At 70.6% G+C, this 24,584-nt stretch carries 27 protein-coding genes; 13 read left to right on the forward strand and 14 right to left on the reverse strand.

Features of this window, described 5'->3' with window-relative positions; all coding sequences use genetic code 11:
• Positions 1-46: 46 nt before the first annotated feature.
• Positions 47-460: an NUDIX hydrolase gene (locus ACWED2_RS03035; protein ID WP_449688757.1), complete on the forward strand. Its 414-nt coding sequence runs from the start codon at positions 47-49 to the stop codon at positions 458-460.
• Here ACWED2_RS03035 and ACWED2_RS03040 read toward each other — a convergent pair whose 3' ends face one another.
• Together ACWED2_RS03040 and ACWED2_RS03045 are read right to left on the reverse strand one after the other, a co-directional pair.
• The gene (locus ACWED2_RS03040; protein ID WP_449688758.1) at positions 461-1,555 is read right to left on the reverse strand and encodes a DUF2332 domain-containing protein; all 1,095 of its coding nucleotides are present in this window, start codon (positions 1,553-1,555) and stop codon (positions 461-463) included.
• A 7-nt stretch (positions 1,556-1,562) separates the two neighbouring features.
• The gene (locus ACWED2_RS03045; protein WP_449688759.1) at positions 1,563-2,066 is read right to left on the reverse strand and encodes a MaoC family dehydratase; all 504 of its coding nucleotides are present in this window, start codon (positions 2,064-2,066) and stop codon (positions 1,563-1,565) included.
• Between the two features lie 317 nt (positions 2,067-2,383).
• Between ACWED2_RS03045 and corA the strand changes: the two genes are divergently transcribed.
• The 3 genes from corA (at position 2,384) to ACWED2_RS03060 (ending at position 5,133) form a co-directional block, all read left to right on the forward strand.
• Positions 2,384-3,466, forward strand: coding sequence for a magnesium/cobalt transporter CorA (corA, locus tag ACWED2_RS03050; RefSeq protein ID WP_449688760.1), 1,083 nt, complete (start codon positions 2,384-2,386; stop codon positions 3,464-3,466).
• Between the two features lie 180 nt (positions 3,467-3,646).
• The gene (locus ACWED2_RS03055) at positions 3,647-4,294 is read left to right on the forward strand and encodes a metallophosphoesterase family protein (protein WP_449688761.1); all 648 of its coding nucleotides are present in this window, start codon (positions 3,647-3,649) and stop codon (positions 4,292-4,294) included.
• Positions 4,294-5,133 (forward strand): chromosome partitioning protein ParB, encoded by an 840-nt coding sequence (locus ACWED2_RS03060; protein WP_449688762.1) that lies wholly within the window; start codon positions 4,294-4,296, stop codon positions 5,131-5,133. Before ACWED2_RS03055 ends, ACWED2_RS03060 begins: the two co-directional genes overlap by 1 nt.
• Here ACWED2_RS03060 and ACWED2_RS03065 read toward each other — a convergent pair.
• Positions 5,119-5,880: a helix-turn-helix transcriptional regulator gene (locus ACWED2_RS03065; RefSeq protein ID WP_449688763.1), complete on the reverse strand. Its 762-nt coding sequence runs from the start codon at positions 5,878-5,880 to the stop codon at positions 5,119-5,121. The genes ACWED2_RS03060 and ACWED2_RS03065 overlap by 15 nt on opposite strands.
• A 68-nt stretch (positions 5,881-5,948) precedes the next feature.
• On the opposite strand from ACWED2_RS03065, the gene ACWED2_RS03070 reads away from it, so the two are divergent.
• On the forward strand, positions 5,949-6,995 hold the full coding sequence (locus ACWED2_RS03070) for a zinc-binding dehydrogenase (protein ID WP_449688764.1): 1,047 nt from the start codon (positions 5,949-5,951) through the stop codon (positions 6,993-6,995).
• Here the strand turns inward: ACWED2_RS03070 and ACWED2_RS03075 are convergent.
• Positions 6,992-7,729, reverse strand: coding sequence for a hypothetical protein (locus tag ACWED2_RS03075; protein ID WP_449688765.1), 738 nt, complete (start codon positions 7,727-7,729; stop codon positions 6,992-6,994). The genes ACWED2_RS03070 and ACWED2_RS03075 overlap by 4 nt on opposite strands.
• On the reverse strand, positions 7,729-8,217 hold the full coding sequence (locus tag ACWED2_RS03080; RefSeq protein ID WP_449688766.1) for a SigE family RNA polymerase sigma factor: 489 nt from the start codon (positions 8,215-8,217) through the stop codon (positions 7,729-7,731). The genes ACWED2_RS03075 and ACWED2_RS03080 overlap by 1 nt, the downstream gene beginning before the upstream one ends.
• Positions 8,218-8,371: 154 nt before the next feature.
• Here ACWED2_RS03080 and ACWED2_RS03085 point away from each other — a divergent pair, with 154 nt between their 5' ends.
• The 3 genes from ACWED2_RS03085 to ACWED2_RS03095 are packed head-to-tail and all read left to right on the forward strand — an operon-like array spanning position 8,372 to position 11,192.
• The gene (locus ACWED2_RS03085; RefSeq protein WP_449688767.1) at positions 8,372-9,205 is read left to right on the forward strand and encodes a CPBP family intramembrane glutamic endopeptidase; all 834 of its coding nucleotides are present in this window, start codon (positions 8,372-8,374) and stop codon (positions 9,203-9,205) included.
• Positions 9,202-10,536 carry a histidine kinase gene (locus ACWED2_RS03090; protein WP_449688768.1) on the forward strand — a complete coding sequence of 445 codons (1,335 nt, stop codon included), beginning with the start codon at positions 9,202-9,204 and terminating at the stop codon, positions 10,534-10,536. The genes ACWED2_RS03085 and ACWED2_RS03090 overlap by 4 nt, the downstream gene beginning before the upstream one ends.
• On the forward strand, positions 10,533-11,192 hold the full coding sequence (locus tag ACWED2_RS03095) for a response regulator (protein ID WP_449688769.1): 660 nt from the start codon (positions 10,533-10,535) through the stop codon (positions 11,190-11,192). Before ACWED2_RS03090 ends, ACWED2_RS03095 begins: the two co-directional genes overlap by 4 nt.
• A 30-nt stretch (positions 11,193-11,222) precedes the next feature.
• Here the strand turns inward: ACWED2_RS03095 and ACWED2_RS03100 are convergent, their stop codons facing one another.
• Positions 11,223-12,731: an MFS transporter gene (locus tag ACWED2_RS03100; protein WP_449688770.1), complete on the reverse strand. Its 1,509-nt coding sequence runs from the start codon at positions 12,729-12,731 to the stop codon at positions 11,223-11,225.
• 119 nt (positions 12,732-12,850) lie between these two features.
• Here ACWED2_RS03100 and ACWED2_RS03105 point away from each other — a divergent pair, with 119 nt between their 5' ends.
• Complete coding sequence (locus ACWED2_RS03105) at positions 12,851-13,516, forward strand: TetR/AcrR family transcriptional regulator (RefSeq protein WP_449688771.1); 666 nt, start codon at positions 12,851-12,853, stop codon at positions 13,514-13,516.
• 50 nt (positions 13,517-13,566) lie between these two features.
• Here the strand turns inward: ACWED2_RS03105 and ACWED2_RS03110 are convergent, their stop codons facing one another.
• Positions 13,567-13,761: a PspC domain-containing protein gene (locus ACWED2_RS03110; protein WP_176172951.1), complete on the reverse strand. Its 195-nt coding sequence runs from the start codon at positions 13,759-13,761 to the stop codon at positions 13,567-13,569.
• A 253-nt stretch (positions 13,762-14,014) separates the two neighbouring features.
• Here ACWED2_RS03110 and ACWED2_RS03115 point away from each other — a divergent pair, with 253 nt between their 5' ends.
• Positions 14,015-14,911 carry a hypothetical protein gene (locus ACWED2_RS03115; RefSeq protein ID WP_449688772.1) on the forward strand — a complete coding sequence of 299 codons (897 nt, stop codon included), beginning with the start codon at positions 14,015-14,017 and terminating at the stop codon, positions 14,909-14,911.
• A 63-nt stretch (positions 14,912-14,974) separates the two neighbouring features.
• Here the strand turns inward: ACWED2_RS03115 and ACWED2_RS03120 are convergent, their stop codons facing one another.
• The 6 genes from ACWED2_RS03120 to ACWED2_RS03145 all read right to left on the reverse strand — a co-directional run bounded on the left by ACWED2_RS03120 (position 14,975) and on the right by ACWED2_RS03145 (position 21,372).
• Complete coding sequence (locus ACWED2_RS03120) at positions 14,975-16,156, reverse strand: ABC transporter ATP-binding protein (RefSeq protein ID WP_449688773.1); 1,182 nt, start codon at positions 16,154-16,156, stop codon at positions 14,975-14,977.
• A 4-nt stretch (positions 16,157-16,160) separates the two neighbouring features.
• Positions 16,161-17,000 (reverse strand): carbohydrate ABC transporter permease, encoded by an 840-nt coding sequence (locus ACWED2_RS03125; protein ID WP_449688774.1) that lies wholly within the window; start codon positions 16,998-17,000, stop codon positions 16,161-16,163.
• A complete protein-coding gene (locus ACWED2_RS03130) occupies positions 17,000-17,971 on the reverse strand; it encodes a carbohydrate ABC transporter permease (protein WP_449688775.1) in 972 nt (323 codons plus the stop codon). Before ACWED2_RS03130 ends, ACWED2_RS03125 begins: the two co-directional genes overlap by 1 nt.
• Positions 17,968-19,290: an ABC transporter substrate-binding protein gene (locus tag ACWED2_RS03135; RefSeq protein WP_449688776.1), complete on the reverse strand. Its 1,323-nt coding sequence runs from the start codon at positions 19,288-19,290 to the stop codon at positions 17,968-17,970. The genes ACWED2_RS03130 and ACWED2_RS03135 overlap by 4 nt, the downstream gene beginning before the upstream one ends.
• Positions 19,291-19,536: 246 nt before the next feature.
• The gene (locus ACWED2_RS03140) at positions 19,537-20,064 is read right to left on the reverse strand and encodes a general stress protein (protein WP_449688997.1); all 528 of its coding nucleotides are present in this window, start codon (positions 20,062-20,064) and stop codon (positions 19,537-19,539) included.
• A gap of 111 nt (positions 20,065-20,175) precedes the next feature.
• Positions 20,176-21,372: an acyl-CoA dehydrogenase family protein gene (locus tag ACWED2_RS03145; protein WP_449688777.1), complete on the reverse strand. Its 1,197-nt coding sequence runs from the start codon at positions 21,370-21,372 to the stop codon at positions 20,176-20,178.
• Positions 21,373-21,512: 140 nt separating this feature from the next.
• Between ACWED2_RS03145 and ACWED2_RS03150 the strand changes: the two genes are divergently transcribed.
• Both ACWED2_RS03150 and ACWED2_RS03155 read left to right on the forward strand, forming a co-directional pair.
• Positions 21,513-21,914 (forward strand): DUF4190 domain-containing protein, encoded by a 402-nt coding sequence (locus tag ACWED2_RS03150; RefSeq protein ID WP_449688778.1) that lies wholly within the window; start codon positions 21,513-21,515, stop codon positions 21,912-21,914.
• A 96-nt stretch (positions 21,915-22,010) separates the two neighbouring features.
• A complete protein-coding gene (locus ACWED2_RS03155; RefSeq protein ID WP_449688779.1) occupies positions 22,011-22,706 on the forward strand; it encodes a DUF4190 domain-containing protein in 696 nt (231 codons plus the stop codon).
• On the opposite strand, the gene ACWED2_RS03160 is transcribed toward ACWED2_RS03155, so the two are convergent.
• The gene (locus tag ACWED2_RS03160; protein ID WP_449688780.1) at positions 22,703-23,575 is read right to left on the reverse strand and encodes a slipin family protein; all 873 of its coding nucleotides are present in this window, start codon (positions 23,573-23,575) and stop codon (positions 22,703-22,705) included. The genes ACWED2_RS03155 and ACWED2_RS03160 overlap by 4 nt on opposite strands.
• A 93-nt stretch (positions 23,576-23,668) precedes the next feature.
• On the opposite strand from ACWED2_RS03160, the gene ACWED2_RS03165 reads away from it, so the two are divergent.
• The gene (locus tag ACWED2_RS03165) at positions 23,669-24,580 is read left to right on the forward strand and encodes an aminoglycoside phosphotransferase family protein (RefSeq protein WP_449688781.1); all 912 of its coding nucleotides are present in this window, start codon (positions 23,669-23,671) and stop codon (positions 24,578-24,580) included.
• The last annotated feature ends 4 nt before the right edge of the window (positions 24,581-24,584 follow it).

Here is a 24,584-nt window from a genome sequence, read left to right on the forward strand (position 1 = left end):
GTACAGGACATCCGTTTTCAACTCGGTTACGTCTACCCTTCGGGACATGGAGGGCTTGACCGGCACCACAGTCCGCTGTGTCGGCGGGATCGCGTTCGACCCGTACGGCCGTTTGCTGCTCATCCGGCGCCGGAACGACCCCGGTTCGGGGCAATGGTCGCTGCCGGGTGGCCGAGTCGAACCGGGCGAAACGGACAAAGAAGCCGTGATCCGGGAGCTTTTCGAGGAGACCGGGCTCGACGTGATTCCCGGCACACTGGTGGGTTCGGTCCGGCGGGGGCGGTACGAGATCTTCGACTACGCCTGCGAGGTCGAGGGCGGAAAACTCACGGCTGGTGATGATGCGTCGGAGGTGCGTTGGTCCGATGCGGCAGACCTTACCGGGTTGGAGGCCGCCGGAGCGCTGGTGGACCTCCTTTACGTGACGTTGCGTGACTGGAACGCCCTGCCGAGGGCCTGACTACAGCGGCAACCACGTCATCCGCTGTCCGTGCGGCGCGGTCCGCGCCAAAGCGTGCGCCTCGGCCTTCCCGTCCTCCCACCGCACGACGCCCAGCGTCGCGAGCCCGTCGGCGCCCGAAAGGTCGTCGCGGCCCGGCAGCACCTCCTCGAGCCCCGCCCCGTAGAACTCCTCCGAAACCCACCACACCGGCCGCGAAGCGGCCAGCGAAGCGAGCTCGGCAACGAACGCGGACCGCCGAGCAGCCGAGAAGTACCCCAGGACGTGGCTCGTCAGCACCACCAACGGCCCGTCCAGCGACCCCGCCGCCGAGGCCAGGTCGTCGACGCCGTCGCCGGTGATCAGCCGCGGGCGGTGCTTGGCCTGCTCGGCCGCCGCCGTGCGGAGCAGCCTGATGCGGTCCGGCTGGTCCGCCCAGACGCACGCCTCCAGCCAGGCCAGCTCGTCCTCGTCCGACAGGTCCACCGGGGCCCGGTCCAGGCCCGCGCGATCCAGCAGCGTGAGCTTCTTCGGCAGCTTCGGCACCACCGCCCCCGGCGCCAGGTCCAGCGCGCAGTGCAGCCCGACCGCGGCCTTCGCCGGGCCCGCCGTCAGCTGGTCGCCGCCGTCGCACTGGTAGCGGTAGCCGAAGCGGTCCAGCCCCAGCAGCAGCCCCGCGCTGCAGCCGACCTCCAGCAGCGAGACCTTCCCGCCCGCCTCGCGAGCCGCCCGCGCCACACCCGGGTACAGCAGCGCCGCCCGCCGGACCTCGTTCGTCTGCGTGTACCGCGAAGCGATCAGCTCCCGCGCCTTCGAAGCGCGCTCCAGCAGGAACGACCGGAACAACGGCCACGTGTCGGAGTCCACCCCGTCGAAGCCGCCCAGGGACGGGTAGTAGCGCGAAAGCGGGTGGATCGGGTCGGCCTGCACGAGCCGGTGCGCGACCGCCATCAGCAGCGTGCCGCGCACCTCGCCGTCGCGGGCCGACGCCAGCAGGCCGGCGACGTCGTCGTCCGCGGCCGCCTGCAGCGCCAGGTGCTCGTACAGCGGCGAGACCCCGCGGGCCTCGACTTCCGCGAACGTGCGGAGTATCCCCTTGATCCCGTCCAGGTCCATCAAAGCCTCATTCGTGCGGCACCGGCCGGCCCGGCTGCTCCCCGCCCCGAGTCTCCCCGTACGAGCGCTTCGGCACCATCACCTTCCGCCGGAAGGTGCACACGATCAGGCCGTCCTGCTTGTAGCCGCGCGTCTCGACGTACACCACGCCGCGGTCGTCCTTGGACTTCGACGGCGTCTTGTCGAGCACCTCGGTCTCGCCGTAGATCGTGTCGCCGTGGAAGGTCGGCTTCACGTGCTTGAGCGATTCCACCTCGAGGTTCGCGATCGCCTTGCCGGAGACGTCCGGCACCGACATGCCCAGCAGCAGCGAGTAGACGTAGTTCCCGACCACGACGTTCTTGCCGAAGTCGGTGGTCTCCTCGGCGTAGTGCGCGTCCAGGTGCAGCGGGTGGTGGTTCATGGTGAGCAGGCAGAACAGGTGGTCGTCGTATTCGGTGACCGTTTTGCCCGGCCAGTGCTTGTAGACCGCACCGACCTCGAACTCCTCGTAGTACCGACCGAACTGCACTCGTCATCTCCTGTCGCGTAACACCGCGTGAGGCTGGTACGACACGCATCCGTAGTGAGGAGTACCCTCAACCATCGGTGTTCGCGCGTCAACGCGAGCCCCGCCACTGTTGCCCCCGGCCCGAAGGAGGTGAGGAACTCGATGAGTAGTGGCGATAGTCCGCTCCCTAGTAGTCCCAGCGTTCCCACCTCACCGGCCGGCCGGCTCATCTCCTGGTAGGCCTTCTCTCCCCGGGAACGCTGGTGTGTCGCCGGGCGGACGCCTTTCCGCCCCTGGTCCGTCGTCTCGCACGACCACGCACGACACCAGGAGATCCCATGCCTGCCATTCCCTCGCTCGGCGGCCTGCGCGGCCGCGGCAACAAGGGCACCGTTCCCGTGCGCCCGGTCCCGGTGCCGCTGTCCGCGTACGTCGTCGACTGCGCGGTCTACGTCGCCGGTGAACGCCTGCCCGGCCGCTGGACCCACTCCGAGGCCATCAAGGAGGTCCGGAAGCGGCACGAGGGGTTCGTCTGGATCGGCCTGCACGAGCCGGACGCCCAGCAGATCCAGGGCGTCGCGGACACGTTCGGGCTGCACGAGCTGGCGGTCGAGGACGCGCTCGAAGCGCACCAGCGGCCGAAGCTGGAGCGCTACGACGACACGCTGTTCCTGGTGGTCAAAACCGTCCGGTACGTCGAACACGAGTCCCCCACCACGGCGAACGAGATCGTCGAGACCGGCGAGCTGATGGTGTTCCTCGGCCGCGACTTCGTGATCACGGTCCGGCACGGGAACCACTCGGGGCTGGCCCGGCTGCGCCGCGAGCTGGACGACGACCCGGAGCGGCTGCAGCTGGGCCCGTCCGCGGTCGTGCACGCGATCGCCGACCACGTCGTCGACCACTACCTCGACGTCACGGGCCGGATCGAGAATGACATCGACGTCATGGAGGCGCAGGTCTTCGCGCCCCGCTCGCAGGTCAGCGCCGAGCAGATCTACCTGATGAAGCGGGAAGTCCTCGAGCTGCGGCGCGCGGTGATGCCGCTGGCCACGCCGATCCAGCGCCTGGCCGAGGGCTACACGCGGCTGGTGCCCGACGACGTCCGCTCGTACTTCCGCGACGTCGCCGACCACCTCACGACGGTGTCCGAACGGGTGGCGGCGTTCGACGAACTGCTGTCCACCCTGGTCGACGCGACCGTCGCGAAGATTTCCCTGCAGCAGAACACCGATATGCGCAAGATCACGTCGTGGGCGGCGATCATCACCGTGCCGACGATGATCGCGGGCATCTACGGGATGAACTTCGACTACCTGCCCGAACTGCACTGGAAGTTCGGGTACCCGCTGGTGATCAGCGTGATCCTGGCGATCTGCCTGTTGCTGTACCGAATATTCCGGAAGAACGGCTGGCTCTAGGTCCCCTTTTCTTCCCCACCGTATTCGGAGAGTTCGTGATGCCTCGCATGCTGTCCAACCTCAAGTTCTGGGCGCTCGCGCTCAGTGTGCTGTGGATCGTCGTGATCACCTTCGTCATCGTCGCCGACCCCGGGTTCGCGCACGGGATGAAATAACGGCGGAGCGTCCTATCCTGGGCGCATGCCGAAAGCGCTGGTCGTCTCCGACGAGGTCGACGAGCGGTTGTGGACCGACGCGGTCCGCGCCGTCTCCGTCGACCTGGTCATCGGCGCCGGTGACCTGCCCTACGACTACCTCGCGTTCCTGGCGAGCGCGCTCGACGTGCCGTGCGTGTTCGTGCCCGGCAACCACGACCCGGACCTGAGCGGCTACACGCGCTACGGCGGGCTGTCCATGAAGGACGGTTTCCCCACGGTCTGGCCCGGCCCGGCCGGCGGCATCAACGCCGACGGCCGGCTCGTCGACGTCGCCGGCCTGCGGTTCGCCGGGCTCGGCGGCTCGATCCGCTACAACGACGGGCCGAACCAGTGGACGCAGCGCCAGCAGGCCCGGCGGGCCCGCGGGCTGGTCCGGCGCGCCCGCTTCCGGCGGTGGCGCGACGGGCGCGACGTCGACGTCCTGCTGACGCATTCGCCGCCGCTGCACCTGGGCGACCGCGACGACCCGCCGCACCGCGGGTTCGCGTGCCTGCACCGGACGATCGAAGCGCTCCGCCCGAAGTGGCTGCTGCACGGGCACATCCACCCCCACGGCGAGCCGGTACCGGACCGGGTGGTCGGCACGACCCGGATCCGCAACGTGGTGGGCCACCGGATCATGGAGTTCTGATGAAAGAGACCGGCTTCCCCCGCGCCGACGCGGAGAACGACTTCCTCCGCGCCCGCCGGGCCCAGGTGCTCTCGCGGCTTTCGACGTGGCTGCGCCGCGAACCCGACGACGTCAACATCATGCTGCCGTTCCACGAGGTGGTGGAGGCGCTCGGCTACCTCGGCGAGCACCGGATCGGGCTGCGGGTGATCAAGCTGGAGTCGATCGTCGGCACGGTCGACCGCAGCCGCGACTTCGACCGCCGCTTCCGCCCGACGTCGGCGCGGGTCCGCGAACGCTGGGAGCGCCTGGCCCTCGCCGCCCGCCGCGGCGAGGAGATCCCGCCGATCGAGGTCTACCGGGTCGGCGAGCTGCACTTCATCATCGACGGCCACCACCGCGTCTCGGTGGCGCTCGCCCAGGGACTGTCCACAATAGAGGCCATGGTGACGGTGGTCCGCACCAAACTGGACCCGAGCGGCATCCGCCACCGCGGCGACCTGATCGTCAAGGACTACCGGCGGCTGTTCCTGGAGCGCGTCCCGCTGACCGGCCACGCGCGCGCGTCGGTGATCGTGTCGGACCCGTGGGACTACGCGAAGCTGGGCGAGCACGTCGAGGCGTGGGGCTTCCGGTTGATGCAGGACGAAGGCAGGTTCTGCGACCGCGCGAGCGTGGCGCAGCGCTGGTTCGACGAGGAGTTCGTCCCGGTGGTGGGGATGCTCCGGCAGGCGGGGCTGATCGGCGACCGGACGGACGCCGAGGCGTACATGTGGGTGGCGGCGGAGCGGTACCGGCTGATCCGCACCCACCGCTGGGACGACGACGTCATCGAGACGCTGCGGTCACGACGTCACTAGGTGGTAGACCACCAGGGTCTGTTCGGGCCGCTCGGCGACGTGGAACGCGGCGTGCGGCACGGTGATCGGGCCCAGCCGGGGGTGCCGGAGGCGCTTGTGGCCGGCGTGGCTGAACTGGATGTCGTAGTGCGGCCACCACTCGCGCACCTCGGGGCTGGCTTCGGTCAGCTCGGCCACGAGCCGGGTGACGCGCGGGTGGCCCGGGTGCCGCCCGGCGATCGCCCGCAGCCGGGCCAGCACCGCGCGCGCTTCCTGCTCCCAGTCGACCACCACCTCGCGCGCGGCCGCCTCGGTGAACAGCCAGCGTACGACGTTGCCCCCGCGCCCGATGCCCCGGAAGAGTTCCTCGGCGGCGTCGTTGAGCGCGAGGACGTCGTAGCAGATGCCGGTGACGTACGCGGGGTTCTCGCCCAGCAGTGCCGGGACGCCCGCGACCTCGGGCGCGGCTTCTTCGCCCACGCTTTCCCCGGGCGCCGCCGCGCCGCCGGCGAGGCGGTGCAGGTGCTCCTGCTCGGCGCCGGTCAGCCGCAGGGCCCGGGCCAAGGCGTCGAGCACCTGGCCGGAGGGGCGCACGTCGCGGCCCTGCTCGAGGTAGGTGAGCCAGGTGGCGCTGATGCCCGCGAGCAGGGCGAGTTCCTCGCGGCGCAGCCCGGGGGTCCGGCGGCGGCCGGTGGCGGGCAAGCCGGCGTCGGCCGGGGCCAGCCGCTCGCGGCGGCTGCGCAGGAACGCGCCCAGTTCGGTGCCCACCCTGGAACCTCCAGTACCAGAATAAAGGGATTCTGGATACCAGCTTAACGCTCGCCGAGACTCGACCCATGCAAGCTTGGATCGCGAACGAACAGGACGTCTGCCTCTCCGACGTGCCGGAGCCCACGCTCAAGGGCGGTGGCGTGCTGGTGGAGGTGCTCGCCGCGCACGTCCCGGCGTACACGAGAGCGGTGGTGCGGGGCGGCCGGGGCGGTCTGCCGGTCCCCTTGGTCCTGGGACCGTCCTGCGTCGGGCGGGTGCTCGCCGTCGCGCCGGACGTGTTCCACGTCGAGCCGGGCGACATCGTGCTGGACACGGCGCTGCTCGACGCGGGCGGCGGCGACGAGGTCCTGGTGGGCTGGGTCGGCCTGGGCGGCTCCGGTGCCGGCAGCGACCGCACGGAACGCATGCGCAAGGTGTGGCGCGACGGCGTCTTCGCGGAGAAAGCCCTGTGCGCCAAGGAAACCCTCGTGAAGCTGCCCGGCGCGGAGGCCTACCCCGACCCCGCCCGCCTGGCGTTCCTGCCGTGGCTCTGCATCGCCGCCACGGGCCTGCACGCGGGCGGCCCGCTCGCCGGCCGGGACACCGCGGTGATCGGCGCGACCGGGCAGCTGGGCGGCGCGGCGGTGCTGACGGCGCTGGCGGAAGGCGCGGCGACGGTGACGGCGGTGGGCCGCAACGAGGAGGCACTCGGCCGGCTGGCCGCGCTCGATCCGCGCGTCCGCACCCACCGGCTGACCGGCGACCGCACGCTGGACGCGGCCGGGATCGGCCCGGTCGACCTCGCCGTCGACACGCTCGGCGCCACGCCGTCGGCGGCCGCGACCATGGCCGCCTACGACAGCCTGCGCGTCCGCGGCACCCTGGTGCTCGTCGGCGGCGTGCGCCACGACCTGCCCATCCCGTACGGCGACCTGATGCACCGGCGGCTCACCCTGCGCGGCTCCTGGATGAGCGACGAGCGGACGGTGACGACGGTGTGGCAGCTGGTCCGGTCCGGCGTGCTGGACCTTGCGGCGATCGGGCTGCACCCGGTCGGCCTCGACGACCCGGCGGCCGCCCTCGCGCTGGCGGAGCGCACGACCGGCCTCGGGTTCGTCGCCCTCGTCCCCTAGAAGGCCAGCCCCGGGGTCAACGCCACTCGCCGCACCTGGTCGAGGGTCAGTGTCGGCTCCGGGCGCTGGGACGGCGTCTGCAGGTCCTTCCGCTCCGGCTCCCCGGTGTCGTTGGACGACACCCCCACGTACCCCCACGGCGCCGACAACGCCGCCCGGTGGGTCAGCGCCCCGGTGGCCTGGTCGGTCGTCAGCTGCAGCGTTCCCTCCGGCAGGTGCTCCACCGAACAGGAGATCAGGTCGTCGTCCGGCGAACAGCTCGGCGTCACCGAATTCGGCGTCGAGTAGAGGATCACCGACACCGAACCCGTCCCCCGCGCGTCGGTCACCCGGACGCCGGCCCGGAAGGTCGCCTCCCGCGGGGCCTCGCCGATCGGGTCAGCCTCGAAGGCGAACGGGTCGGCCGGTCCGTCGTCGCCGAAGCGCGAGATCCGCGCGTCCGGCGGCAGCAGGGGCCGCAGCGCGTGTTCCAGCACGCAGCTCAGCCGGTCGGTGATCGCGGTGCGGGTGTTCGACGTCGCCGGGCAGGGCGGGTCCGCGACCTCGGCCCGCCGCGGCAGCACCACCACCGCCAGCCCGAGGGCCAGCACGACGACGCCCACCGCCACCGCGCCGGTGAGGAGGTGGCGGCGCCGGGAAAGGCGGGCCGCCGAGAGCACTTCCTCGCCGGACAGGCCGATCGGCGGCTCGCCTTCCGTCACGTACGTCGTCAGGACCGACCGGATGTCCTCCATCACGACTCCTCCGTCGTCGGCGCCGGCAGGGCCGCGCGCAACGCCTCGACCCCGCGGGAGGTCTGGGACTTGACCGTTCCTTCCGCCACCCCGAGCAGCGCCGCGACTTCGCCGACCGGGAGGTCTTCGAGGAACCGCAACACCACCATCGCGCGCTGCCGCGGCGTCAACCCGCCCAGCGCGCGCTCGACGTCGAGGCGCAACAACGCGTCCCGGCCCGGTGGTGACTCGCGCTCCGGCACCGAAGACGTCACGTACTCGCGCCCGGAGACCCGCCGCCCGGCCAGGAACAGGTTCAGCAGGATGCGGCGCGCGTAGGCGTCCACTGTGTCCGGCCGGACCCGGCGCCAGCGCCGGTACAGCTGGACGAACATGGCCTGGACCAGGTCTTCGGCCGCATGCCAGTCCCCGCTGAGCGCGAACGCCACCCGGCGGAACCGCTGGACCCGCGCGGCGAAGTACTCGCTGAAATCGACGTCTCTCGACACCCCCTTATTAGTGCGTGGAGCCCCGGAAAGGTTCAAGCGTCCCCCGTGCGAGCTACCCGCGGGTGTCCGCTCGATGGTGACGATTCCCGGCCGCCGCATCCCTAGCGTTCGACACAGCCGCGGAACAGGCCGCGGACGAGGCGAAGGGGTTCTCATGAGGATCGTTTGGCAGCTGCTGACGGTGGCGGCGGTGGCGTTCGCCGGGCAGCTGTGTGTTGCCGCGGTGGACGGAAACCCGTGGCTCACCCTGTTCTTCGGCGGCCTGACCGCCGTGCTCGCGGCCCTCGCCTACCGCTGGGTGGTGCGGAAGACCGAGCACCGCCCCGTCACCGAGCTGGCCGGGCCGGGGGCCCGGCGCGCGCTCGGCCGGGGGACGCTGGTCGGGATCGCCCTGTTCGCGGCCGTCATCGCGAACATCGCCCTCCTCGGGGACTACGAGATCCGCGGCTGGGGCACCGTGCCGGGGGCGCTCGGGCTCGTCGGTTTCATGGCCGCGGCCGCGGTGACGGAGGAACTGCTGTTCCGCGGCATCCTGTTCCGGTTCGTCGAGAAGTGGACCGGCACCTGGCTCGCCCTCGTGCTGAGCGGGCTGGTGTTCGGCCTGATGCACCTGTTCAACGAGCACGCGAGCCTGTGGGGCGCCATCGCCATCGCCATCGAAGGCGGCGGCCTGCTGACTTCGGCGTACATCGCGACGCGCAAGCTGTGGCTGCCGATCGGCCTGCACTTCGGCTGGAACTTCGCCGGGGCGGGGCTGTTCGGCACGGTGGTCTCCGGCCAGGGCGCTTCGCAGGGGCTGCTGGACGCGGCCACCTCCGGGCCGTCGATCCTCACCGGTGGCGACTTCGGGCCCGAGGGCTCTCTCTATTCGGTGCTGTTCTGCGTCCTGGCGACGTGCGTGTTCCTGTGGCTGGCCCACCGGCGCGGCCGCCTGGTGCCCCGCCGCCGCGCCGAGCGGACCGGCGACGTCACTACACTTCCCGCGTGATCGAGCACCGGGCGGCACTGGCGCGGTGGCGCCGGCTGGACGTCGTGATCCGTGATCTGCCCGTCGGGCTGCTGTTACTGGCCGGGTCGTTCCTGCCCGTGCTCCAAGGCCACGGGACGCAGGTCGGCGGCGTGCCGGACCGCCCCTTCGACGCGCTGGCCGTCGTGGTGATCGCCCTCGAAAGCCTGCCGCTCGCCGTGCGACGGCGGTGGCCCGCGGTGAGCCTGACGCTGGTGGCGCTCGGCTTCGCCGTCGACCAGCTCCTCGGGTACCACACGGTCGCCGCCGCCGCGCTCGGCTTCGCGCTGGTGAGCGCCGGCGCCCACCTCGAGCGGCGCCGGCGCACCACCGCGGCCGTGCTCTCGGTGGCGTACGTGGCGCTGGCGATCACGCTCTCCCGGCTCGGTTCGGAGCCGGTCTCGGAGTTCGTGACGTTCTACCTGCTGCTGGCGTTCGCGTGGGGCATCGGGGCCTGGCTGCGCCGGACCCGCGCCGCCGAAGCCCGGCACCGCCGCCGCGTCGCCGAGGACACCCGGGCCGCCGAACGCACCACCATCGCCCGCGAGCTGCACGACGTCGTCACCCACCACGTGACGGCGATGGTCGTGCAGGCCGAGGCGGCCCGGTACCTGACCGCGGCACCGGAGCGGCTCGACCAGACCTTGACCGCGATCACCGACACCGGCCGCCGGGCCATCACCGACCTGCGGCACCTGCTGGACCTGCTCAACCCCGACCACGGGACCGAGGTCAACGGCTTTTCGGGGGGTCCGGGTGGCGGAGCCCCCGGCTCGGGGCGAAGCCCCGGATATCACAGCGGCTTTTCGGGGGTTCCGGGTGGCGGAGCCCCCGGCTCGGGGCGAAGCCCCGGAGGTCACAGCGGCTTTTCGGGGGTTCCGGGTGGCGGAGCCCCCGGCTCGGGGCGAAGCCCCGGAGGTCACAGCCGGCCGTCGCCGGGCGGGCTCGGCTCGCTCGTCGAGCAGGCCCGCCAGGCCGGGCAGCCGGTGGAGTTCACCGAGGAGGGCACGCCCGCGGAGTCGGCGGGCAGCGCCGACCTGGTGGCCTACCGGGTGGTCCAGGAGGCACTGACGAACGCCCTCAAGCACGCGCGCGGCAGCCGGACCGCCGTCGAAGTGCACCACGGCGACCGGGAAATCGCGGTGGCGGTCAGCACGAACGGGACCGCGAGCGTGTCACCCGGCGGCAGCGGCCGCGGGCTCGCCGGGCTCCGGGAGCGGGTCGGCGTGCTGGGCGGCGACTTCAGCGCCGGCCACGACGACGGCGGCGGCTTTGTCGTCCGCGCCCGGATCCCCACCGGGAACCCGTCGTGAGCGCGCCGATCCGGGTCCTCGTCTGCGACGACCAGATGCTCATCCGCACCGGGCTGGTGACGATCATCGGCGCCCAGCCCGGCTTCGAGGTGGTCGGCGAGTGCGGCGACGGCCGCGCCGCGGTGGACCTGGCCGCCCGGCTGCACCCGGACGTCGTCGTGATGGACGTGCGCATGCCGGTGCTCGACGGCATCGAGGCCACCCGCCTGCTGGCCGGGGCCGGCGTGCCGCACCCGGTCAAGGTGCTCGTGCTGACGACGTTCAACCTCGACGAGTACGTCTACGAGGCGCTGCGCGCGGGCGCCAGCGGCTTCCTGCTGAAGGACGCGCCACCGGACCGGCTGCTGCACGGGATCCGGACGGTGGCCACCGGCGCGGCCCTGCTCGACCCCGAGGTGACGCGCCGGCTGGTGGGCCGGTACGGCGCCCGGATCCGGCCCGCCGACGACGCCGCACCGGAAGTCCCGCTGACCCCGCGGGAGCTGGAGGTCCTCCGCCTCCTCGCGGACGGCCTGTCCAACAGCGAAATCGCGGAACGGCTCTTCATCAGCCAGGAAACGGTGAAGACGTTCGTCTCGCGCATCCTGACCAAACTGGACCTGCGCGACCGCGTCCAGGCGGTCGTCTACGCCTACCGGCACGGCCTGGTGACGTGACCGGGAGCCCGGTCACGTCACCAGGAACCGCTACATGTGCACGGCGCCCGGCGCCGCTTCGCCCTTCGGGACGCCCGGGCGCAGCAGCAGGCCGCTGAGCACCGCGCCGGCCACGTAGATCACCGCGGCCCAGGTGAACGCCGTGGTGTAGCTCTCGATGGCCGCCTCGGCCGCCAGCTGCGGCGTCGGGGTCTTGCCCTCGATGAAGGCCGCGGCCGCGTTGCCCGCCAGCGTCGAAAGCAGCGCCGTGCCGATCGATCCGCCGACCTGCTGCATCGTGTTCACCGCCGCGGACGCGACACCCGAGTCGTGCGCCTCGACGCCGAAGGTCGCGACGCTCATCGCCGGCGCCATGGCCAGCCCGATGCCGAAGCCCATCACCAGGAGCGGGCCGAGGACGCCGGAGGCGTACGTGCTGTCGAGACCGATGCCGCTCAGCCAGAACAGGCCGGCGGCCGCGATCGCCATGCCGGTGGGCACCAGGGGCCGGGGGCCGAACCGCGGCAGCAGCACCGCGGTCGCCGTGGTGGCCGACAGCATCAGCGTCGCCACCATCGGCAGGAACCCGACGCCGCTCTGGATCGGCGTGAACTGCAGGTTCTGCTGCACGTAGAAGGTCAGGAACAGGAAGATCGCGAACATCCCGATGGCGAGCAGGAACATCGCCAGGTAGGAGCCGCCGCGGTCCCGGTCGAGCAGTACGCGCAGCGGCAGCAGCGGGTGCTCGACGCGCTGCTGCAGCCACACGAACACGCCCAGCAGCACCACGCCGGCGGCCAGGAAGCCCCAGACCGACACCGACGACCAGGAGTCCGACTCGGCGTTCGCGAAGCCGTAGACCAGCGCGAACAGACCGGCCGACGCCGTCACCGTGCCCGGCAGGTCGAGCTTCGGCCGCGGGCCTTCGTCCTTCTGGTTGCGCAGCAGGACCGAGCTGCCCGCGAACGCGATGACCGCGAAGATGATGTTGACGAACATGCACCAGCGCCAGTCGAGGTACTCGGTGAGCACGCCGCCGAGCAGCAGCCCGACCGCCGCGCCGCCACCGCCGATGGCGCCGAACACGCCGAACGCGCGGCCGCGCTCCTTCGGGTCGGTGAACGTCGTGGTCAGCAGCGAAAGCGTGGCGGGCGCGAGCAGCGCGCCGAACACGCCCTGTGCCGCCCGGGCGACCAGCAGCATCTCGATGTTGGTCGCCGCACCCCCGAGCGCGGACACCGCGGCGAAGCCGGCCAGGCCGACGAGGAGGGCGTTCTTGCGGCCGAAGAGGTCCGCGAGCCGCCCGCCGAGCAGCAGCAGGCTGCCGAACGCGAGCGCGTAGGCCGTGACGACCCACTGCCGGGCGTCGTTGGAGAAGCCCAGGTCGACCTGGGCCGACGGCAGCGCGATGTTCACGACGGTCGCGTCCAGCACGACCATCAGCTGCGCGATGCCGATCATCACCAGGATCAGCCAGCGTCTGGTGTGGTGCGGGTTCTCAGGGTCTTCGCTGACGCGCGTGTCCCCCGACGGCGCGGCAGCGAGTGTGGACTCGGACATGAAGGATCCTCACAGAACGTGATCGGAAGACTATGTGGAGTAGGTATCTCCCCTTACTCGCCCCAAGGTACACAAGAAGCGGAGAGGGCGCCTCTACTTGACGCGTTAGACTGGACGGCATGGCACGGGACGCTGGTCCCGCCGCACCGGCGCGGCCGCTGCGGCGTGACGCTGAACTCAACCGCCGTCGCATCCTCGCGTCGGCCCGCGAGGTGTTCGGCCGGCGCGGGCTCGAAGCCACGCTGGACGACATCGCCCACCACGCCGGCCTCGGCGTCGGCACCGTCTACCGCCGCTTCCCCAGCAAGGAACACCTGGTGGAGGCCATGTTCGCCGAGCGGATGGCGGAGATCGGCGACCTCGCCGTGGCGGCGCTGAAGGCCGAGGACGCGTGGCAAGCGTTCGTCGACTTCACGTGGCAGGCGGCCGAGCTGCACTCCACCGACCGCGGGCTGCGCGAGATCATGCTGTCCAACCAGTTCGGCCACGACCACGTCGCCGAAAAGAAAGCCCGCATGGTGCCGTTGATCACAAAACTCATCGAGCGGGCCCAGGCGGCCGGCGGCCTGCGGCCGGACTTCGCCCCTTCGGACATGGCGATGGTGCACATGATGGTCGGTTCGGTGGTGGAGTTCACGTGCGCGGTGGACCCGGACCTCTGGCGGCGTTCCCTCGCCATGCTGCTGGACGGGCTCCGCGCCCAGCCCGGCAAGCCGTCGGCGCTGCCCCACCCACCGCTCAGCGAGCGCGAGGTCGACGAGGCGATGTCCTGCTGGCGCCCCTGACACACAGCAGCGCCGGTGATCGCAGGATCACCGGCGCAGGGCGGAACTCATCACTCGGACGGGATGACCGCCCACAGGATCAGGTAGGCCACGAACTGCGGCCCGGGCAGCAGGCAGGACAGCACGGCGAGCAGCCGCACGGTGCCGGGCTTCATGCCGTAGCGCTGGGCGAGACCCGCGCAGACGCCGCCGATCATGCGGCCGTGACGCGGACGGGACAGCCTGCGGGTGACCGGTGCGCTCATCGTCTTTTCCCTTTCCTCGAAGTTCCGATACCTCCACTTCACCACCGGAGTACCCGCTTCCGCATCGCTCGCGGGATGGATCGCTCCCTTAGGGGACGGCAAAACCGAAAATCGTTCAGATGACCGGCGAAACCGCCGTGCGCGCACCGAAAACCACCTGAGCAGGGCAGTTGTCGCGAACGGCCGGAAAAAGATTGAGAGATGTCCCCGTCAGGGCTGGTTTTTCGGCGCGATCCGGTGATACTTGCACCCCGTGTACCCGCGTCCGAAAAGCTTGGCCGTCGCGATGCTCTGCGCCCTCCTCACCGGTGGCTGCGCCACCACCCAGGCCGCGCCCGAGCGGGATTCCGGGCCGACACCGCTGACCGCCGCCGCCGCGCTCGGCGACTTCGGCAGCATCGACTACTGCAGCCTGCTGAACGTGCCCGAGGTGGCGCCCGGCGCGGTCGCCCTGCCGACGTTCGAGGACTGCCACGTCACCGCCGGAGCGCGCACGATCCTCGTCGGGCCGCTGGCATTCGATTCGGACCCGAACATCAAGCCCTACGCCTACCTCGGACCGGTCCCCGACGGCGTCGCGGTCCAGCAGTCGATGTTCAACGACCGCAGCGCGTGCACCCGCGCCATCACCTTCGCCGACGGCACCCGGCTCGACCTGTCGGTCACCGACGACGCCGGCGACCAGGCCGACCGCTGCGGCGTCGCGGACGCCGTCGTCGGCTCGGCACTGACCGCGATCACCGCGCGCAAGGTCGGCCGGCTGACGTTCCCGGAGCGCTCGTGGGGCCGGGTGGCGCCGTGCGTCCCGCTCGGCAACCGCGACCTCGACGCCGCGGCCGGCCCCGGCACCCAGCCGACGATCGGCCTGTCGGGGCACAGCTGCATCCGCGGCAAGGTGAGCTTCAAGCTGACGGTGGAGACGACCGAGCCGGACGGCCCGGCCGAACAGCTCGGCGGCCGCGACGCCCGCGTGCGCGTGGCCGGCGCGTTCTGCCTGGTCGACACGACCCAGCCGGCCCCGGGCCTGCCGGGCCGGCGCGAACTGGCCGAGATCAGCGTGGTGGAGACGGCCGGCACCGCGGGCGACGGCACGTGCGCCCTCGCCCGCGCCGCGGCCGGCTCGATCTTCCCCCGCCTCCCCACGCCCTGACACCTCGTGAGTGGTAATTCGGGTTAGAACCCGAATTACCACTCACGACTGGCTGCGGCAGACCTAGTCCTCGTAGGTGAGGTTCTTGCCGTTCGAGGGGTCGAACAGCTTGATCTTGTCCGCGTCGTACCAGACCTCGAGGTCGGCGTTCTCCGCTGCCGACGACTCCGCCGACAGCCGCGCCACGATCTGGGACTCCGCGCCCGGGACGTCGGACGAACCGCTGTCCGCGGCCAGCTCCGCCAGCTCCTCGGACGTCGCCGTCTCGCCTTCCAGGGTGAAGTGGGCGAACTTCTCCGAGCCCATGGACTCGAGCACGTCGATGTGCGCGGTGAACGTGCCGCCGCCGGCCTTCTGGCCGGCTTCGACGAGCGCCGCGTCCTCGAAGTGCTCCGGCCGGATGCCGACGATGACGTCGCGGGGCGCGTTCGCCTTCTCCACCAGCTGCCGGACGCGGTCGGTGAGCGGCGTCGTGCCCAGCGCACTCCGCAGCTCGTTGTTCTCCAGCGTCGCCGGGATGAAGTTCATCGACGGCGAGCCGATGAACCCGGCCACGAACAGGTTCGCCGGGTTGTCGTAGAGGAACTGCGGCGAGCCGATCTGCTGCACGTACCCGGCCCGCAGCACCACGACCCGGTCGCCCAGGGTCATGGCCTCGGTCTGGTCGTGCGTCACGTACAGCGTCGTCGTGCCGAGCTGCTTCTGGATCTTCGACACCGACGTCCGCATCTGGCCGCGCAGCTTGGCGTCCAGGTTGGACAGCGGCTCGTCCATCAGGAACGCCTTCGGGCTGCGGACGATCGCCCGGCCCATCGCGACGCGCTGGCGCTGGCCACCGGAGAGGTTGGCCGGCTTGCGGTCGAGGTGCGCGGTCAGGTCGAGGATCTTCGCCGCCTCTTCGACCTTCGCCCGCACCGTCTTGTCGTCGACCTTGGCCAGCCGCAGCGGGAAGGCCATGTTCTCCCGCACGCTCATGTGCGGGTAGAGCGCGTAGGACTGGAACACCATCGCGATGTCCCGGTCCTTCGGGGCCTTCTCGTTGACGCGCTGTCCGTCGATCCGCAGCTCGCCGGAGGAGATGTCCTCCAGGCCGGCCACCATGTTCAGCGTCGTCGACTTCCCGCAGCCGGACGGGCCGACCAGGATGATGAACTCGCCGTCGGCGATGGTGATGTCCACTTCGGACACGGCGAGGGCGCCGTCGGGGTACTTCTTCGACACCTTGTCGAGCACGATCTCTGCCATAGCGCTACCCCTTCACCGCACCGGAGGTCAGCCCCGCCACGATGCGACGCTGGAAGAACAACACGAACACAATGATCGGGATGGTGATCACGACCGCGGCCGCGCACACCTGCCCGGTCGGGTCCTCGAACTGCGAAGACCCGGTGAAGAACGACAGCGCCGCCGGCACCGTGCGCGACGCCGTGGTGGACGTCAGCGAGATGGCGAACAGGAAGTCGTTCCAGCAGAAGATGAACACCAGGATCGCCGTGGTGAACACGCCCGGCGCGGCCAGCGGCGCGATCACCCGGCGGAACGCCTGTGCCGGCGTCGCGCCGTCCATCTTCGCCGCCTTTTCCAGCTCCCACGGGATTTCCCGGAAGAACGCCGACAGCGTGTAGATCGACAGCGGCAGCGCGAACGTGATGTAGGGCAGGATCAGCCCCGGCCACGTGTCGAACAGCCCGAGGTTCCGCTCGATGTTGAACAGCGGCGTCACCAGCGACACCTGCGGGAACATCGCGATCAGCAGCGACAGCCCGACGAGCAGCTGCTTGCCGGGGAAGTCCAGCCGCGCGATCGCGTACGCGGCCATCGTGCCCAGCACCACCGCGATCACGGTCGAGATGATCGCGATGCCGATCGAGTTCACCAGCGCCAGCAGGAACTCCGACGTCTGGAAGATGTCCGCGTAGTTCTGCCAGGTCCACGACTGCGGGATGAACGCCCCGTCGGTCAGCGTGTCCTTGGTCTTGAACGACAGCGAAACCACCCAGAGCACCGGCACCAGCGCGAACACCAGCACGAGGATGTCGACCAGGCCCCACCTGACCTTGCGGCCGGTCGTGACGGTTCCCATCGTCATCAGCGCTTACCCCCTGTGTCCGATCCGGGTGCGGCCGTGCCGAACACCTTGATGAAGATGAAGGCGATGATCGCCACCGTGATGAAGATCAGCACCGCCATCGTCGACCCGATGCCGAGGTTGAGGCCCTTGACCAGGTTGTCGTAGGTCTGCATCGACACCGAGCCGGTGTCCTGCGCGCCGTTGGTGAGCACGTAGATGTTGTCGAAGATGCGGAACGCGTCGAGCGTGCGGAACAGCAGCGCCACCAGGATCGCCGGTTTCATCACCGGCAGCATCACCTTGGTGAACCGCTGCCACGCGCTCGCGCCGTCCATCGCCGCCGCCTTGAGCAGGTCGTCCGGCACCAGCGCCAGGCCGGCCATCAGCAGCAGCGCCATGAACGGCGTGGTCTTCCACACCTCGGCGCCGATGATGATGAACAGCGACGGCCACTGCTCGGTGAGCGGGGCCGCGTCGGAGGCGAGGAAGTTCGCCAGGTAGCCGGTCTTCGGCGTCCAGGCGTAGTACCACGAGAACGCCGCGACGACCGTGACGATGCCGTACGGGATCAGCGCGACGGTGCGGACCAGGCCGCGGCCGACGAGCGTCCGGTGCATGATCAGCGCCAGCGCCATGCCGAGCACGAACTCGATCGCCACCGACACGACGGTGAGGAACATCGTGGTGCCGAAGGCCGTCCACCAGTACGAACTGGACAGCACGGCGCCGTAGTTGTCGAAGCCGACGAACTCCTGCTGCGCCGGGAAGCGCAGGTCGTACCGCTGCAGCGACAGCCAGATCGAGTAGAGGATCGGGTAGCCGGTGACCGCGATCATCACGATGAACGCGGGCGCGCACAGCCACAGCCCGAGCCGCCGCTCGGCCTTCTTCCCTTCGGAAAGGACGGGCTTGCCCTTCTTGTGCGACGTCGCCTCCCCGGCGACGGTGGCCCCGGCGGTGTCTGCCGGTGTCGAGTCCTGGACGGTCACGGGATCACTCCCTTCGACTGGAGCGCGTCACCGAGCTGCTCGCGCAACTTGGCCGCGGTGGCCTGCGGGTCGATGTCCGACGGCGGCGAAAGGATCTTCGAGATGACCGTCGAGGCGTTCTGGTACGCCGGGGTCAGCGGGCGCACCGCCGCCGTCTTCAGCGCGGCGAGGATCGCGTCGCGCATCGGGTACTGGATCGCCATGTTCGGGTTGTCGGCCGAAGCCGGCTTGCCCGGGTCGAGCGGGACGTCGTTGTGGTACACCGATTCGATGCTCGGCGGCACGCCGTCGTTGATCGCCGAGATCTTCTGGCTTTCCGGGCTGCGCAGGCACAGCGCCGCCTCGAAGGCCTCCGGCTTGTGCTGCGAGTACGTGCTGACCGCCAGGTCGAACCCGCCGATCGTGGTCCGGGCGGGCAGCCCGGCCTTGGCCTCCGGGTAGACCGCCCACTTGAAGTGCGGGAGGTCCGCCTTCTTGTCCTTGGCGTAGGCGGCGTAGACGTACGGCCAGTTGAGCTGGAACCCGGCCTGGCCGCGCTGGAACGCCTGCCGGATGTCGTCTTCCTTCATGTTGCTCAGCGACGGGTCGGTGAGCCCGGAGGTCGAGACCTTCTTGAGCAGCTCCAGCGCCTGCACCGCGCCTTCGTCCATGACCACGGACTTGCCGTCGTCGGACAGGATGTGCCCGCCCATCGAGGCGACCAGCGTGTTGTAGAAGACGACCAGGCCTTCGTACTGCGCGCCGGTGAACACGATCTCGTAGGGCTTGCCCTGGCCCTTGAGCTCCTGGGCCTTCTGCATCATCTCGTCCCAGGTCGCCGGCGGCTTCGGCGTCACCCGGTCGTCGTACCAGAGCAGCTGGACGTTGGTGTTCTTCGTGGCCGCGTACAGCTTCCCGTTGTGGGTGGCGGTGTCGAGCGGGCCCTGCAGGACGCCCGCCGACGCCTCCGCCTTGTTCCGGCCGGTCCATTCCTCGGCCCAGCCGGCTTCGGCGAACTCCGAGACCCACGTGACGTCGAGGCCCAGGATGTCCATGGCGGTGTCACCCGCCGCCAGCCGGCGGGCCATCTGCAGCCGCTGGTCGTCCGCTCCGCGCGGGAGCTTGTTGTAGACGATTTCGTACTTGCCGGCCGCCTTCTGGTTGCAGCCGTCGACCACCTTCTGGAAGTTGTCCTCGGGCGACATGTAGATGTTGATCTTGAGCCCGGAACTCGTCGCGCAACCGGCGAGCATGCCGGTCACCAGTGCCCCTGCCCCCAGCAGGACGGCGGTGCGGCCGGGCGACCGTCCTCGTTTGCCCGCGCCGATCCTCTTCCCCATAAGGCCTCCTCACCCGCGTGCACGCCGGTTACCGCGGTACCCGACGATGGGCACCGCGACGCGATGAGGCGAAACCGCGCCAGCACCCCGACGTGCTAGTGCTCGGGCCGCCGCGCTGTGGGGCGAGGCCGCCCGACTGGTGTCGGCCAACTTATGCCGGGCGATCACACCCCGCAAGCAGTATCGGTAACGATCCAGCGCACCGCGCGCCGAACCGTGATTCTCCGCCGGTGAAACCGGAGTTTTTCAGGGGTTCACCGACGGCGGTTTCAGCGCCAGTTTGGCCAGCAGTTCCCGGCCCCGTTCGGCCGAGCGCGGCTGGCACAGGACGTCGTAGCGGCCGGCGACGAGCTGGCTCGCCGAGGAGAAGTCCCGGCGGTGACCCCGCGACATGCTGTACCCGATCGCGGCGAACATCAGCCCGGACAGCACCCCGAGCACGACCCCGGTCAGCACCTGCAACGCGAAGCCCTGGTTGACGAACAACCCCAGCAGCAGGCCCGCGAACAGGCCGAACCAGGCCCCGGACACCGCGCCGGTGCCGAGCACCCGGCCCCAGGACAGCCGGCCGATCACGCGCTCGACGAGCATCAGGTCGACCCCGACGATCGTGACGTCGCCGACGGCGAACTCGCTTTCGGCGAGGAAGTCGACCGCCTGCTGTGCCTCGCCGTAGGTCGCGTACGACCCGATCGGCCAGCCGGTCGGCGGCGTCGGCAGCCGCGGCAGGCCACCGGGCGCCCGCCCCCCGCCAAAGGGACTACTCACCATCATCACCTGCGCACTCGTGGGTCCGGGCGTCCATCTTGTCAAGAACGCCCGGACGGTGCGAGCCGCTTACCCCGAAAGGCCGGGCACGATTTGTCGACAGAGCGACAAAGCGCGTCAGGACCGCGATTTGTACTCCCGCAGCAGGCCGCGGCTGATGATGGTCTTCTGGATCTCGCTGGTGCCCTCGCCGATGAGCAGGAACGGCGCCTCGCGCATCAGGCGCTCGATCTCGTACTCCTTGGAGTACCCGTAGCCGCCGTGGATCCGGAAGGCGTCCTGCGTGACCTCCGCGCAGTACTCGGACGCGATCAGCTTCGCCATCCCGGCCTCGACGTCGTTGCGCGCGCCGGAGTCCTTGAGCCGGGCCGCGTTGACCATCATCAGGTGCGCCGCCTCGACCTTGGTCGCCATCTCGGCCAGCTTGAACGCCACGGCCTGGTGCTCGGCGATCGCCTTGCCGAACGTCTTGCGCTGCTGGGCGTACTCCACCGCCAGCTCGAACGCCCGGATCGAGATGCCGCAGGCGCGCGCCGCGACGTTCACGCGGCCGACCTCGACACCGTCCATCATGTACGCGAAGCCCTTGCCCGGCGCCTCGCCGAGCACCATGTCGGCGCCGATCTTGAAGCCGTCGAAGACCGCCTCGGTCGTGTCGACGCCCTTGTAGCCCATCTTGTCGATCTTGCCGGGGATGGTCAGGCCCGGCGCCACCTCGCCGAAGCCCTCCGGCTTCTCGACCAGGAACGTCGTCAGGTTCTGGTGGGGCTTCTCGGCGCCTTCGTCCGTGCGGACCAGCAGCGCGATCAGGTTGGACGACCCGCCGTTGGTCAGCCACATCTTCGAGCCGTCGATGACGTAGCCGTCGTCGGTCCTCTTCGCCTTCGTCTTGATGGCGGCGACGTCCGAGCCGAGGTCGGGCTCCGACATGGAGAACGACCCGCGGACCTCGCCGGTGGCCATCCGCGGCAGGAAGTGCCGCTTCTGCGCCTCGGTGCCGTGGCGGGAGATCATGTGCGCCACGATGAAGTGCGTGTTGATCACGCCGGACACGCTCATCCAGCCCCGCGCGATCTCCTCGACGACCAGCGCGTAGGTCAGCAGCGACTCGCCGAGCCCGCCGTACTCCTCCGGGATGGTGATCCCGAACAGGCCCATTTCCTTCATGCCCTCGACGATGTCGGCGGGGTAGGTGTCGGCGTGCTCGAGCTCCTGCGCGTGCGGGATGACCTCCTTGTCCACGAACTGGCGGACGGTCGCGAGGATCTCCGACTGCACGTCGGTCAGGCCGGCGGTCTGGGCGAGACGGGCCATCACGGCTCCCTTTCCGGAGTACGACGCCGCTCCCGGCGCTGGGTTACCGGTGAGTATGACCCGAAAGCCCCGACCCTGCTATGAGGGCGCTCACGCTCAGCGGCTCCGGGCCCGTAAAGTTCGGGAAGAGGGGAGAGATCATGACTTATCCGCAGGACCCGAACAACCCGTACGGCCGGCAGCCGCCGCCTTCGGGCGGCTACCAGCAGCCCGGTTACGGCCAGCAGTACCCGCCCGGCGGCTACCCGCAGTACTCGCAGTACCCCGGCTATCCCGGGATGCCGCAGGCGGAAGGCCCGGGGCTCGCCGTCGGCTCGCTGGTCTGCTCGGTCATCGGCCTGGTCGTGTGCTTCCTCATCGGCATCGCGGGCGTCGTCATGGGGCACATCGCCTACGGCAAGGCCAAGCGCGGGGCGGCGGACGGGCAGGGCCTCGCACTGGCGGGGATCATCATCGGCTACGCCTCGATCGTGCTGCAGATCGGAGGCTTCGCCTTCGCGCTCGGCCTCGGCTACCTGGGCCATTTCGGCGATCCCGGCTGACCGGGCCGCCGGGGCGCCCCCCGTTTCCACGCTATCGGCGACCACCGACAATTCCGCCGCACCGTCGGCCTCCCACCCGCACCGAGGGGATCCGTCATGACCGACCCGTCCGGGGACAAGGACCGCCCGGCCGCCGACCCGACCGCGGCGGCGTACGACCCGCCGGCACCGGCGGACCCCGCGCCGTACGAGCCGGAGAACTACGACGCGCCGTCACCCGACGCGACGATCGGCGACGCGCCTCCGGCGGACACCACAGCGACCACGGCCGCCGACGTCCCCGCCGCCGCGGACCCGGCGACCGCCGCCGCCGACGTCCCGGCCGCCGCGGACCCGACGACCGCCGCCGCGGAGCAGCCCGGCCAGCTGCCGCCCGGGGCGTTCGAAACCCCGGCGGCCTACATCCCGGGAACGCCGTACGTGCCCCCGGGGCAGCCGGTCCCCCAGGCCTACCAGCAGCAGCCGTATCCGCCGGCCTACGGTCAGCCGTACGCGGGGCCCTACGGCCCGCCCGCGCCGTTCGGGCAACCGAATCCCGGCCAGCCGCGCGCACAGGACAACGCGCTGGCGATCGGCGCCCTCGTCTGCTCGATCCTGGGCTTCTGCTCCGGCGTCACCGCGCTGGCCGGGCTCGTCATGGGCCACATCGCCCTGAGCAAGACCAACCGCGGCGAAGCGGGCGGCCGCGGGCTGGCCACGGCCGCGGTGATCGTCGGCTACGTCGTGATCGCGCTGTGGGCCGGGTTCTTCACCACCCTGATCATCCTGGGCACGAACGGCTACCTGGACTAGTCCGCCGACGGCAGCACCGCGTCGCCGGGGCTGCGCGGCGAGGGCGTCGAGTGGCCGTTCACCTCCGGCTTCGGCTCGGCCGGCTCCGGCTTCGGCTCGGCCGCCGGAGCGGCCGGCTTCGGCGTCTGCGCGTCGAGGAACCGCAGCAGTTCCACCGGGAACGGCAGCACCAGCGTCGAATTCTTCTCCGACGACACCTGCACCACGGTCTCCAGCAGCCGCAGCTGCAGCGCCGAAGGGGTGTCGGCCATCGTCGCCGCGGCCTGCGCGAGCTTGTGGGACGCCTGCAGCTCACCGTCGGCGGAGATGACGCGTGCGCGCCGTTCCCGCTCCGCCTCGGCCTGCCGCGACATCGAGCGCTTCATCGCCTCCGGCAGCGCGACGTCCTTGATCTCGACGCGGTCGATGTGGATGCCCCAGTCGAGCGCCGGGCTGTCGATCATCAGCTCCAGGCCCTCGTTGAGGCGCTCGCGGTTGGAGAGCAGGTCGTCGAGCTCGCTCTTGCCGATGATCGAGCGCAGCGACGTCTGCGCGACCTGGCCGACCGCCGACCGGTAGTCCTGCACGTTGACCGCCGCGACGACCGGGTCGATGACCTTGAAGTAGACGACGGCGTCGACCCGGACGGTGACGTTGTCGCGGGTGATGCCGTCCTGGGCGGGGATCGGCATGGTCACGATCTGCATGTTGACCTTCTGGAGCCGGTCCGCGAACGGCACGAGCACCGCCAGCCCGGGTTCGCGGACCCGCGACCGCACCCGGCCGAACCGGTAGATCAGGCCGCGTTCGTACTGCCGCACGACGCGCACGCTGGACGCGAGCCACACTCCGCCCGCGAGGACGACGGCGCCGATGATCTCCACCACCATGGCTGCTCCCGGGGTTGGCGTTTCCCCCTGAAAGCCCAGCGTACGCCCGCCTGACAGCTGACGAAACGCGTTGGACGCGGCTGCCAGGCTGGGATGGTGACCGATCTTCGCATCCCGCCGCTGTTCGCCGCCCGCGCGCCGAAGGTGCTCGGCCCCGAGGCCGTCCCCTGGCTGGCCGCCCTGCCAGGGCTCGCCGCGGAGTACGCCCGGAAGTGGGACCTGACGTTCGAGGGCGCGGCCATGCACGGCTACGTCGGCGTGGTGCAGCCCGCGCGCCTGCCCGACGGCACGCCGGTGGTGCTGAAGCTGGGCTGGCGGGACGCCGAATCCGCCGACGAGCCGCTCGCACTGTCCACATGGGCCGGCCGGGGTGCGGTGCTGCTGCTGGATTCCGCGCCGGACGACGGCGTCCTGCTGCTCGAACGGCTCGACGCCGGGCGCACCCTCGACGACCTCCCGCTGCGCTCGGCGATCCCGCTCATCGGCGAGCTGGCGCGGCGGCTGGCCGTCCCCGCACCGGCGTCCCTGACCCGGCACCTGCGCACCGAGGCGGCGCGGCTGACCGAGGAACTCCCCCGCCGCTGGGCCGAACTCGGCGAGCCGTTCGAGAAGCGGCTGGTCGACGACGCCGTCGCGATCTGCCGCGAGCTCGGGCCGTCGGCGGGTGAACTGCTGGTGAACGAGGACCTGCACTTCGAGAACGTGCTGGCGGGCACCCGCGAGCCGTGGCTCGTCATCGACCCCAAACCACTGGCCGGCGACCTCGAGTGGGGTGTCATCCCGCTGTTCTGGAACCGCTTCACCGAGTCCACACTGGACGAACGGTTCGCGCTGATCGTCGCGTCGCACGAGCTGGACGCCGAGAAGGCGCGGGCCTGGACGCTCGTGCGAGCCGTCCAGAACTGGATCTGGATGCTCGAAGAGTACGAAGAGACCGGCGAAGACAGCGACGACCCGGCCTTCGTCACAGTGGCGGAAATCGCTCCCTGGGCAGCCAGCCGATAGTGTC

The sequence above is a fragment of the Amycolatopsis sp. NPDC005003 genome, assembly GCF_053600695.1.